The organism is Dactylosporangium sp. NPDC000521 (genome assembly GCF_042898305.1).
Lineage (GTDB): Bacteria > Actinomycetota > Actinomycetes > Mycobacteriales > Micromonosporaceae > Dactylosporangium.
In genome coordinates, this window is sequence record NZ_JBIAYW010000004.1 from 207297 (window position 1) to 219207 (window position 11911).

The following is an 11911-nucleotide window of genomic DNA, read 5'->3' on the forward strand; positions in this document are numbered from 1 at the left end:
TCGCGACGCCCGGTGCCGAACTGGTCATCGTGGGTCCCAACGTACGCCGGCTGTCCCGCCTGCTGCTTCCGGCCGCGGGCGGGCTCGCCGGTCTCGCGGTCGCGTTCCTGGTGATGCAGCTGATCACCACCGGGGCGTTCGAACGGCTCGAGGCGCGCCAGGTCGCCCAGGACGCCGACCGGATCCGGATCGGGCTGAACTCGCAGGCGGCGCTGCTCACCGCGTTCGGCGCCACGAACGCCGTGTGGGACAACGCCTACTACGACGTCGGCAACAGCGACAAGGCCGGCTTCGCCGCCGACTTCCCGCCCGAGGCGCAGAGCTCCGCCAACGACATCGACGGCATGTTCGGCATCGGCGTCGACGGCACGCTCCGGGTCGGCGGCATGACCACCGACCAGCCGACCCACGGGACCCCGCCGCCGCAGCTGCGCGACCCGTCGGTGCTCAAGCGACTGTTCGACCCTTCCGCCGCGCCCGGCGTGTCGCGCTGCGGCGTGGTGGCGGCGGACGCGCCGTACCTCTTCTGCGGCGTCGGCACGTTCCAGAGCAGCGGCGAGGGCGCCCCGTCCGGCGGCATGATCATGCTCAAGCGCCTCGACGACGCCCGGGTCGCCGGCCTCGCCAAGTCCCTCGACCTGCCGCTGCGGCTCGCCCCGCGGGCCCGCTCCGGCGCCGACCCGCAGCCGGCGCTGCACAGCGAGCTCGGCGACCTGCGCATCACCACGAAGGTCCTCGGCGCCGACCACATCGCGGTCGACGCCGTCATCGACACCGTGAACGGCGACAGCATCGTGCTGGAGGTCGTCGCGGCCCGGCCGATCCACTCCGCGGCGAGCGCGACCGCGGTCAAGCTGTTCGCGTTCGTCGCGGTCGCGACCGTGCTGCTCGTGGTCGGGATGCTGTGGGGGGTACGGGCGGCGCTGCGCCGGCGGGTCGGTCCGCTGCGCCGCACGACCGAGCAGATCATCGCCTCCGGCGACCACAAGCTGCGGATCAACCCCACAGGCACCGACGACATCGCCGTCCTCGGCAGGGCCGTCGACGCGATGCTGGACTCGCTGCAGGAGCAGGAGCGCAGCCTGGCGGAGGAGCGCGCGACGAAGGAGGCGCAGCTGCTGACGACGAACGTGCGTCAGCAGCTCGCCGAGCAGACCGTCCGCCGCCGCGCCGGCGAGGTCATCGACGAGACCAGCGCGTCGGCGCTCGCCGAGCTGCGCACCGTGATGAGCGACGCCGCCGACGTGCTCGCCGCCGCCGACGCGATCGAGCAGCAGGCGACCACCGCGGACCGGGTCACCTGCACCGTCGTGGACCGCGCCGCGGACGCCGACGCCGTGATCCACGCCGTCACCACCAGCCTCGGCCGGGTCGACGGCATCGCGAACCTGATCGCGGGCGTGGCCGGCCAGACGAACCTCCTCGCCCTCAACGCCACCATCGAGGCGGCCCGCGCCGGCGAGGCGGGCCGCGGCTTCAGCGTCGTGGCGGGCGAGGTGAAGAACCTGGCGACGAAGACGAAGGAGTCGACGGGCGACATCACCAGCACCGTCGAGGCCCTCGGCGCCGACGCGGCCGCCATGGCCGGCGTGATCACCGACATGAGCCAGGGCGTCAACGCCGTCGGCGACGCCACCGCCCAGCTCACCGCGGTCGCCGCCCGCCAGCGCGCGTCGGTCGAGCAGCTCGTCGGCGCGGTGCACACCGCGATCTCCCGCATCGAGAGCCTGGCGCAGGTCACCGACCGCCTGGAGCGCCGCCGCCACAACCGCGCCGCCGTCGAGGGCACCGTCATGCTCAGCCAGGGCCCCACGCGGGCCGAGGCGGACCTGCTGGACCTGAGCGTCTCCGGGCTGCGCTGCGCGGCGAAGTCCGGCTGGCGCCCGCCGCTGGAGTCCGTGGTCGACCTGACCCTGACGCTCGGCACCGAACAGCTCCACCTGCAGGGCCGCGCCGTGCGCCACCTCGACACCGACACCGCGGGCGAGGTCGGGATCGAGTTCGTTAAACCCCCGCCGCAGACCGTCACCACGATCGCCCGCTACATCACCACGCTGCTCGGCGACGAGTGACCCGGCGGCGGACAACTGCCGACTCCGCAGGCGAGGTCGGCATCGAGTTCGTGACCGACACCGCGGGCGACGTCGGGATCGAGTTTCGTGAACCCCCGCCGCAGATCGTCGCCACCATCGCCCGCTCCATCACCACGCTGCTCGGCGACGAGTGACCCGGCGGCGGACAACTGCCGACTCCGCGGGCGAGGTCGGGATCGAGTTCGTGGACCCCCGCCGCAGATCGTCGCCACCATTGCCAGCTACGTCACCGCGTTGCTCGGCGAGGAGTGACCCCGGCGGCGGGCACTCCGCTTGAACCGACCGTACATCACGCCTGCAAATCGCCCTCACACACAGCGGTCCTGCGCGCCACTCATCGTAGTAGCACGCAGGTCAGCGACGCGAATCCGAGCGGCCGTTCCCGGCCGGCGCACGCGCGGTGGCGTGCTGCGCGCACGGCTCGCCGCGGCAATCCGGTGCTGCGCGTCCGGCCCACGGCCTCCGCACTGATCGGAGTCGGCGCTACGGGCGTGGCGGGAGGGTAGGGCCGTACATCGGCGGCAAACGCGTCACGGGGAAGGCTGGCTGTCAGGGAGGGCGGCGATGATGGCGTCGCGGGTGGGGCGGCGGTCGATCTCCATGAAGCGGCTGGGGCCGCCCACGGGTTCGAAGCCGGAGCGGCGGTACACCTCGTGGGCGTCGCGGGTGGCGAGCAGGAAGCGTTGCAGGCCGGCGGCCGACAGGTCCGCGACGAGGCTGTCCACGAGCCACTGGCCGAGCCCGCGGCCGCGGTGCGCGCGGTCCACGAACACGTCGCAGATCCACGCGAACGTGGCGCCGTCGGTGACGCTCCTGGCGAAGGCGACCTGCGCGCCGTCGTGCCAGACGCTGTACGGGCGTGAACCGGCGATCGAGCGGGCGACGACGTCGCGTTCGCGGCCGAGTGCCCAGTAGGACTCCTCCGACAGCCACCGGTGCACGGTGTCGAGGTCGACGCGGGCGGGGTCGCTGGTCAGCTCGTAGCCGTCACGGTCAGGTCCGGGGCCCATCGGGAGGGCGCTCATCGGGTGGCCTCCGACAGCCAGTGCAGGGCGGTGTGGGCATGACGCATGACGGTGAGGTGACCTTCCGACGGGACGATCCGCACTGTCGCGCCGGGCAGGGCGGCGGCGAGGCGGGTGGCGTGGACGCTCGGCACCATCCGGTCGGCGGCGCCGTGCATGAGCAGGACCGGCGCGGTGACGGCGTCGAGCGGGAAGCCCCACGGCCGCACGAACGCCAGGTCGTCGTCGACGAGCGGTGCCGGGCCGTGCGCGACGCCGGCCGCCACGACCTGCTGGAACCAGGACCAGTCGGTGTCCAGCGCGGTCCAGTCGGCGGGGAGGAAGCCGATGTCGGCGCCGTCCCCGGGGCGGGCCGCGTGCGCCTCCTTGGCGGCGCGGCCGTCGAGGGCGGCCCGCAGCGACGCGACTCCCCCGTCGGCCATACCCTCGAAGTAGTTGGAGTTCGCCGTGTACGGGCTGAGCGACGCGATGCTCGCGACGGCCGTGACCCGGTCGGGCAGCAGGGCGGCGCAGGCGAGGGCGTGCGGCCCGCCGCCGGAGTGCGCCATGACCGCGAACCGCGATACCCCGAGCGCGTCGGCGACCGCGGCGGCGTCAGCGGCGGCGGAGGCGACGCTGCGGTCGGGCCGCGGGGTGGATCCGCCGTAGCCGGGCCGGTCGTAGGCGATCCACCGGATGCCGAGCGGCTCGGACTCCGCGAACAGCGGCGACGGTGGTGCCCCGGTGTTGGGCGTGCCGTGGTGCCAGAGGATCACGAGGTCGCCCTGGCCGGTGTCGTACGCGTGGAGCGTCCGCCCGTCGTGGAGCCGTACGTCGACCTCTGCCCCCATGGCCAACGACCCTAGCGGCTCGTCCCGAGCCCGGTCGCCCCAATTCCAGGGCCGTGATTCCGCGCACGACGCCGTCCCACCCCGACCGCGGGTTGCGCGAACGCATACCGGGTATGCATACTCCGTATCCATGTCCATCAAGTACGGTCTGCTGGCGCTGCTGCAGCGCGGCACGATGTACGGCTACCAGCTGCGGACCTCGTTCGAGGAGTCCACCGGCGGGACGTGGCCGCTGAACATCGGGCAGGTGTACACGACGCTGTCGCGGCTGGAACGCGACGAGCTCGTCCGGTCGCTGCCGGAGCACGACGGGGGGCAGCGGCCGTACGAGATCACCGACGCCGGGCGCGCCGAGCTCGCCGCGTGGTTCGCCACCCCGATCGGCCGCGGCGACCGGCCCCGCGACGAGCTGGCGATCAAGCTGGCGCTCGCGCTGACCACGCCGGGCGTCGACGTGCCCGGCATCATCCAGAAGCAGCGGACCGCCACGGTGCGGGCGCTGCAGGAGTACACGCGGATGAAGCAGCGCGCGAGCGGCCCGGCCGACCTGTCGTGGCGGCTCGTCCTCGAGTCGATGATCTTCCAGGCGGAGGCCGAGGTCCGGTGGCTGGACCACTGCGAGGCCAGTCTGGCCCGGCACGCCCCCCTTCCCACACCAGAGCCGCAGGCGGCGCCCGTACCGGAGAAGGAGAAGACGACATGAGCGTGTTGGAGCTCCGGGAGGTGCACCGCACCCACGGGCACGGGGAGGCGACGGTCCACGCGGTCCGCGGCGTGTCCCTCACGGTCCAGCCGGGTGAGCTGATCGCGGTGATGGGCCCGTCCGGGTCGGGCAAGTCGACGCTGCTCAACCTCGCCGGCGGGCTCGACTCGCCGACCCGGGGCGAGGTCGCCGTCGAGGGGACCGCCCTGGGCGGGCTCGGCCGCAAGGCCCTCGCCGCGCTGCGCCGGCGCCGGATCGGCTACGTGTTCCAGGACCTCAACCTGCTGCCGAGCCTCACCGCGGCGGAGAACATCGCGCTGCCCCTGGAGCTGGACGGCGTCGGGGTCCGGCGGGCCCGCCGGGCCGCGCTGACGTCCCTGGCCGAGGTGGAGCTCGAGGGGTACGCCCAGCGCTTCCCCGACGAGATGTCCGGCGGGCAGCAGCAGCGGGTCGCGATCGCCAGGGCGCTCGTCGGCGAGCGGCGGCTCATCCTCGCCGACGAGCCGACCGGCGCCCTCGACTCGACCACCGGCGAGGCGGTGCTGCGGCTGCTGCGCGCGAAGGTCGACGCCGGCGCCGCCGGGGTGCTCGTCACCCACGAGGCGCGGCACGCGGCCTGGGCCGACCGGGTGGTGTTCCTGCGCGACGGGGTCGTCGTGGACACGTCCGGCCCCCTCGCGGAGCCGGAACACCTGCTGGACGGGGCGGCCTCGTGAGCGGGTGGCTGGTGTCGCTGCGGATCGCCCGGCGGGAGGCACGCCGGGCGAAGGGGCGCACCGCGCTCGTGCTGTCACTGATCCTGCTGCCGGTCCTGGGGCTGTCGTTCGCCGCCGTCACCTACGACATGTTCACCCTCACCCCGGCCGAGCAGCTGGACCGCGACCTGGGCCGGTTCGACGCGTCGGTGCACTGGCCGTTCTCGGGCACGATCACCCAGGACGCCGAGGGCTTCGGGATGATGAGCCCGGGCGACGGCGGCCCGTCGACCCCGACCGCCGAGGGGCTGCTGGCGCTGCTGCCCACGGGGTCCCGCCTCGCCCAGATCGACGAGCGGGACGTGTTCCTGACCGGCACGACCGGTGAGCAGAAGCTGCGGGGGCACCAGCTCGACCTCGCCGACGCCTCGTACGGCGGCAAGGTGTCGGTCCTGCGCGGCGCGCCGCCCGCCACGAGCACCGAGATCGCCCTGAACGCGGCCGCCATGGAGCTGCTCGGCGTGCGGCTCGGCGGCACCGTACGCCTGAAGGACCGGGGCGACGTGAAGGTCGCCGCCGAGATGGAGTTCCCCGAGAGCCTCCGGCCGCTCGCCGTGCTGCGCCCCGGCACCCTGCCCGTGGAGCCGCCGGGCAGCAGCACCCAGTGGCTGGTCGACGCGCCCGCCCCGATCACCTGGGACCAGGTCAGGGCGCTGAACCAGCACGGGATCGTCGTGCGGTCCAGGGCCGTCGTGCTCGACCCGCCACCGGGCGCGCCGACGTGGAACTCCAGCGACGGCGAGGTGTTCCGGCTCGGCATCCTCGTCTTCGGCCTCGGCGTCCTGGAGGTCGTGCTGCTCGCCGGGCCGGCGTTCGCGGTCGGTGCCCGGCGCCGGCGGCGCGAGCTGGCCCTCGTCGCCGCGAACGGCGGCACCCCGGCACAGCTGCGCCGCATCGTGCTCGCCGACGGGGTGCTCCTCGGCGTCGTCGCCGGGGTGGCGGGCACGGCGGTCGCGATCGTCGCGGCGTTCGCGCTGCGGGGCGTGTTCGAGGAGCACATCTCCTACGCCCGGGCCGGCGGCTACCGGGTCTTTCCGCGGGCGCTGCTCGGCATCGCCGCGCTCGCGTTCGTCGCCGGGGTCGGCGCGGCGCTCGTCCCGGCGTTCACGGCCGCCCGGACCGACGTGGTCGCCGCCCTCGCCGGCCGGCGGAACCGGACCGGGCCCGGCCGCCGCTGGCTGGTCATCGGGGTGTGCACCATCGGTGCCGGTGCGGCCGTCGCCGCGTACGGGGTCGCCGCGATCGACTCGACCGTCGTCATGGCCGGGCTCGTCCTCGCCGAGCTGGGCCTGGTCGTGTGCACGCCGTCGCTGGTCGGGCTGCTCGCCCGGCTGGGCCGGCGGCTGCCGCTGGCGCCCCGCATCGCGGTGCGGGACCTGGCCCGCAACCGGTCCTCGACCGCGCCGGCGATCTCCGCGGTCATGGCCGCCGTGCTCGGCGCGGTCACCATCGGCGTGTACTTCGCCAGCGACGTGCAGCGGCAGCTCGACATGCAGGCCAAGGCGCTGCCCGACGGGTACGCGGAGATCACCCGCGGATGGGACAACAACGGTGGGCGCGCCGCGCCGCTGCCGACGTCGCGGCTGGTCGAGGCGGCGACGTCGACGCTGCCGGTCGCGCAGACCGTCGAGCTGCGGGGCCCCGGATGCGGCCCGGCGGTCACGGGCGAGACGTCGTGCTGGATCACCCCGGTCAAGCCGGCGCACCGGCGCTGCCCGTTCCGGCCGGGTGAGACGACCAAGGAGCAGGAGCGCAAGGCGGCCCGCGACCCGCGCTGCCACCAGGACTCGTACATGATGAGCGGCGGCGGCAACGCGACCACGATCGTCGACGACGGCTCGACGATCGGCATGATCTCCGCCGCGACCGGCGACGACCTCGCCCGGGCCGTGGCCACCCTGCGCGCCGGCGGCGTCGTCGTCGCCGACCCCGACCTGGTGGAGGACGGCAAGGTCATCCTGGCCGTGCCCAGCAAGGACGACCCCGACGGGACAGCGCACACCGTCACCGTCCCCGGCTACGTCAGCACCACCGCCGTCTCCCGGATCTTCGTCGCGATCTCGCCGGAGGCCGTCGCCAAGGCCGGGCTCGCCGTGGAGGTCAAGGGCATCGTCGTGGCCACCAGCCGGATGCCGACCAGGGCCGAGATGGGCGCGTTCAACGCCGCCGCCGAGGCCATCGGCAACAACTACCACGGGTCGGTGGCCTGGCCGTACAAACCGGACTCGACGGTCACCCTGATCGTGCTCGCGATCGTCGCGGCCGTCATCGCGCTCGGCGCGGCGGGCATCGCGACCGGCCTGGCGGCCGTGGACAGCCGCCCGGACCTCGCCACGCTCGGCGCCATCGGGGCCTCGCCGGGAGTCCGCCGCCGGCTGACGCTGAGCCAAGCGGGGGTGATTGCCGGTGTGGGCTCGCTGCTGGGCGCCGCGGCCGGATTCGGCGCCGGATGGGCGGTACTCGCCGCGCTCAATCGCAAGGAGCTGAGCACGTGGCCGAGCGACCCGCTGTATCCGCTGGTGGTGCCCTGGTTGAACGTGGTCGTGGCGGTGCTGGTCGTGCCGCTGGTCGCGATGGCGGGCACCGGCCTGCTCACCAGGGCCCGGCTGCCGATCGAACGGAGGGTCTGATCTCCTGGAAGTCGCCGGGCCACGCTAGGATGTCCCGCAAGTCCGAATAGGGAGATCCCGTGACTTCCGACGAAGAGCCCGAAACGTCCGAATTCCAGGACGGCGGCGCCAGCACCCACGGTTCCGGCGCGCTGATCCTCTACGGGGTGATCGGTGTGCTGGTGATCGTCGGCTTCCTGTACTCAGTGATGAGCCGCTGACGTCGTGGGGCGCCCGCCATCGCGGTGGGCGCCCCACATCCTTTTCAGCCGGTGCCGTCAGGCGCCTGCTGGTAGCCGGCCGGCCGGGTGGTGAACGTGCCCCGGCCCTGGGTGCGGCTGCGGAGCCGGGTCGCGTAGCCGAACAGTTCGGCCAGCGGCACCGTCGCCGTCACGACAACGGTCCCGGCCCGGGTGGTCGAGTCGGTGACCCGGCCGCGGCGGGCCGCGAGATCGCCGAGGACCGCGCCCACGGTGTCGTCGGGGGCGGTCACGGTGACCTCGGCGACCGGCTCCAGCAGCGCCATGGTGCTCTGCCGCAGCGCCTGTTGCAGCGCGAACCGCCCGGCGGTGCGGAAGGCCAGCTCAGAGGAGTCCTTCGAGTGGGTCTGGCCGTCCACGAGCGTCACGTGCACGCCCGTCACCGGGTGGCCGCCGAGCGGGCCTTCGAGGAGCGCGTCGCGGCAGCCGGCCTCGACCGCCTTCACGTACTCCTTCGGGACCCGACCGCCGACGACCGCCGACGTGAAGGCGAACGGCTCGTCCGACGGGGCCACGTCGATGAGCACGTGCGCGAACTGGCCGGCGCCGCCGTCCTGCTTGACGTGCCGGAACAGCACGCCACCGACGCCGGTCACGACGGTCTCACGGTAGGAGACCTGGGGTCGGCCGACGGTGACGGTCACGCCGCTCGTCTGGCGCAGCTTCTCCACCGCCACCTCCAGGTGCAGCTCGCCGAGGCCGGACAGGACCGTCTGCCCGGTCTCCGGGTCGCTGCGCACCGACAGGGACGGGTCCTCGTCGACGAGGCGGGCCAGCGCCACCGCCAGCCGCTCCGTGTCGCCGGCCACGCGGGCCTCCACCGCCACGGAGACGACGGGCTCCGCGGTCGAGGCGGCCTCCAGTACCAGCGGCGCATCCGGCGAACAGAGGGTGGCGCCCACGCCGGCGTGCTTGACGCCGACGACCGCGACGATGTCGCCCGCGGCCGCGTCGTCCAGCTCGGTGTGCCGGTCCGCCTGGACGTGCAGGATCCGGCCGACGCGTTCGGTGCGGCCGGTGCCGGTGTCGAGCACGGTGGCTCCTTTCGCGATCGTGCCGGAGTACACCCGGACGTAGGTGAGGCGCCCGGTCGGTGCGGCGTGCACCTTGAACACCAGGCCGGCGAACGGGGCGTCCGGGGTCGCCGGGCGCTCCGGGTGGACGGGCGGGACGTCCAGCGGTGACGGCAGGTACGCCACGACCGCGTCGAGCAGCGGTTCGATGCCCCAGTTCTTGTACGCGGACCCGCACAGCACGACGACACCGGCCCTGGTGTTCGTCAGTTCGCGGAGCGCGTCGCGCAGCGTGGCGTCCTTGAGGGCGTCGTCGGCCACGAACTCCTCCATCGCGGTGTCGTGCAGGTCGGCGACGGCCTCCTCCAGCGCCCGCCGGTGCTCGCCGGTGCTCGCCGGGGCGTCCGTCTCGGTCATCGCGCCATCCGCCCACCTGAATGCGCGGCGCGTCACGAGGTCGACGACGCCGTCCCCCGTCGCGAGGGGCAGCTGCACGACCAGCGGCGTCACCCCCAGCCGCGTCCGGATGGACCCGACGGCGGCGCCGAGGTCGGCGCCGGCCCGGTCGAGCTTGTTCACGAACGCGATCCGCGGCACGCGGTGCAGGTCGGCCTGCCGCCACACCGACTCGGTCTGCGGCTCGACCCCGGCGACCCCGTCGAACACGACGACGGCGCCGTCGAGGACGCGCAGCGAGCGCTCCACCTCGGCGGAGAAGTCGACGTGGCCGGGCGTGTCGATGAGGTTGATCCGGTGGCCGTCCCAGGTGCAGCTGACCGCGGCGGCGAAAATCGTGATGCCGCGCTTGCGCTCCTGGGCGTCGAAGTCGGTGACGGTGGTGCCGTCGTGGACCTCGCCCTGCTTGTACGTGGCGCCGGCGCGGAACAGGATCCGCTCGGTGGTGGTCGTCTTGCCGGCGTCGACGTGGGCGAGGATGCCGATGTTGCGGGTCAGGGACAGGTGATCGGTGCGCACGGCTCTGCGGCCTTTCAGGGGAATCTGAACAGGGCAGCGCGATTACCCCGCCACGGTCAGGGCAGGGTCCGGCCGGTGTAGCCGCGCGGGCTCACACCAGCGGGCGGGAAGACACCAGGATCACCTCGTGCCGGGACTGGGGGACGACGACGCGGTAACGCATGGCGGTCTCCCCCTTCCTCAGCACGGTCCGGCGATCATCTCAGACGGTGGTGGTGACCGGAACCGATTTTCCGCCCCGCAGCGCGTACGCCCCGGCCAGGCCCGTCCCGACGCACAGTGCGGCGGCGCTGAGCCCGAGCGACCAGTGCACACCGATGGCGGCGCCGAGCAGCCCGACGGTGAAGCCGCTGCCGGCCCGCAGCCCCTGCGCGGACACGCCGTAGACGCCGATGACCCGGCCCCGGTCGGCGGGCGGCGCGAGCAGCTGCACGACGGTCTGCCCGATCGACATCGACGCGAGGTTGGCCACGCCGCCGAGCAGCAGCAGCGCCACCGCCACCGGGTAGCTGGTGGTGATCGCGAAGCACAGGCTGGTGACGCCGTAGACGGCGGTGCTGATCACCGCGGCGAGAACCGTCGGCCTGATCCTGCCGGTCGCCTCGAGGAGGATCCCGCCGATGACCCCACCGGCGCCGTTGGCGAAGAGCAGCACCCCGTAGGCGAGGCTGGCCCCGTCGATCCCTTCCCCGCTCGCCGCGCTCCCTGTCCCGGTCGCAGCCCCGAGGTCGTGGGCGAAGATGGGCATCGCGGACTGCATCGACGCGCCGACGAAGAACGACCCCAGCCCACCCAGGATGATCATGCTGACCAGCGTGTGGTTGCTGCCGACGGCCTTGAGCACCCGCACCGACTCCATGAGCCCGACCCGCGCCCGCGGCACCCCGTGGTCGCGGGTGTGCCCGGTGAACTTCGTGCGGAACAGGAACAGCGTCAGCGGCAGGAAGAACAGCACGTTGACGAAGATCCCGGCGGTCGCCCCGAGCCCGAGCAGCAGCGCCGACCCGACGACCGGCCCGAACAGCACCCCGAGGCTGCGGAACGTGGCGTTGAGCCGGACCGCGCTGGGCAGGTCCTCGTCGCCGACGAAGTCGTGCAGCATGAGCTGCTCCCCCGGCCCCCACAGCGACCCGGCGAGGCCGTGCAGGACCAGCAGCACGCACGCGTGCCACACCTGCAGCGTGCCGGTCACGAACAGCACCCCCCACGCCACCGACACCGAGGCGAAGAGCAGCTGCGCGACCTGGATGACCCGCCGGCAGTCGAACCGGTCCGCGAGCGAGCCGAAGTACACGGAGAACAGCAGGAACGGCACCCAGTGACTGATCACCTGGAACCCCGACAGCGCGGGCGAGTGGAACTTCTCCCACAGCACCCAGTACGTGATGACGTGCTCGATGTTGTCGGCCATCATGGCCAGCGCCGCCCCGAACAGGTACGGCCGGCAGTCCTTGTTCCGCAACGCCGCGAACTTCCGCGGCTTCTGGACCTGCCCGGCTGCGCTCATGCCGTCCAGCCTGCACCCCGCAGCTTCTGGCGGTCCCGCCCCGCTCACCCCGAAGTGATCACCGCCACGCGCCGACCACGACGGTCAGCCGACCCGCTCCTGGCGATCCGGACCACGACCGGCGGCCAGCAGTTCCCGCGG

9 protein-coding genes are annotated in these 11911 nt (G+C 73.5%); 5 read left to right on the forward strand and 4 right to left on the reverse strand.

Annotated features, from left to right (window positions below; genetic code table 11):
• Positions 1-29 precede the first annotated feature (29 nt).
• Complete coding sequence (locus ACFY3L_RS15085) at positions 30-2072, forward strand: methyl-accepting chemotaxis protein (RefSeq protein ID WP_389323021.1); 2043 nt, start codon at positions 30-32, stop codon at positions 2070-2072.
• 551 nt (positions 2073-2623) lie between these two features.
• Here the strand turns inward: ACFY3L_RS15085 and ACFY3L_RS15090 are convergent.
• Positions 2624-3118, reverse strand: coding sequence for a GNAT family N-acetyltransferase (locus tag ACFY3L_RS15090; RefSeq protein ID WP_389323023.1), 495 nt, complete (start codon positions 3116-3118; stop codon positions 2624-2626).
• Positions 3115-3948: an alpha/beta fold hydrolase gene (locus tag ACFY3L_RS15095; protein WP_389323025.1), complete on the reverse strand. Its 834-nt coding sequence runs from the start codon at positions 3946-3948 to the stop codon at positions 3115-3117. The genes ACFY3L_RS15090 and ACFY3L_RS15095 overlap by 4 nt, the downstream gene beginning before the upstream one ends.
• Positions 3949-4078: 130 nt before the next feature.
• On the opposite strand from ACFY3L_RS15095, the gene ACFY3L_RS15100 reads away from it, so the two are divergent.
• The 4 genes from ACFY3L_RS15100 to ACFY3L_RS15115 are packed head-to-tail and all read left to right on the forward strand — an operon-like array spanning position 4079 to position 8236.
• Complete coding sequence (locus ACFY3L_RS15100; RefSeq protein WP_389323027.1) at positions 4079-4651, forward strand: PadR family transcriptional regulator; 573 nt, start codon at positions 4079-4081, stop codon at positions 4649-4651.
• Positions 4648-5367, forward strand: coding sequence for an ABC transporter ATP-binding protein (locus ACFY3L_RS15105; protein WP_389323029.1), 720 nt, complete (start codon positions 4648-4650; stop codon positions 5365-5367). Before ACFY3L_RS15100 ends, ACFY3L_RS15105 begins: the two co-directional genes overlap by 4 nt.
• A complete protein-coding gene (locus ACFY3L_RS15110) occupies positions 5364-8036 on the forward strand; it encodes an FtsX-like permease family protein (RefSeq protein ID WP_389323031.1) in 2673 nt (890 codons plus the stop codon). The genes ACFY3L_RS15105 and ACFY3L_RS15110 overlap by 4 nt, the downstream gene beginning before the upstream one ends.
• A 59-nt stretch (positions 8037-8095) precedes the next feature.
• Positions 8096-8236, forward strand: coding sequence for a hypothetical protein (locus ACFY3L_RS15115; RefSeq protein ID WP_389323033.1), 141 nt, complete (start codon positions 8096-8098; stop codon positions 8234-8236).
• A 44-nt stretch (positions 8237-8280) separates the two neighbouring features.
• Here the strand turns inward: ACFY3L_RS15115 and fusA are convergent, their stop codons facing one another.
• Both fusA and ACFY3L_RS15125 read right to left on the reverse strand, forming a co-directional pair.
• Entirely contained in the window at positions 8281-10263 is a 1983-nt protein-coding gene (fusA, locus tag ACFY3L_RS15120; protein WP_389323035.1) for an elongation factor G, read from the reverse strand.
• A gap of 202 nt (positions 10264-10465) precedes the next feature.
• Positions 10466-11770: an MFS transporter gene (locus tag ACFY3L_RS15125; protein WP_389323037.1), complete on the reverse strand. Its 1305-nt coding sequence runs from the start codon at positions 11768-11770 to the stop codon at positions 10466-10468.
• Positions 11771-11911 lie beyond the last annotated feature (141 nt).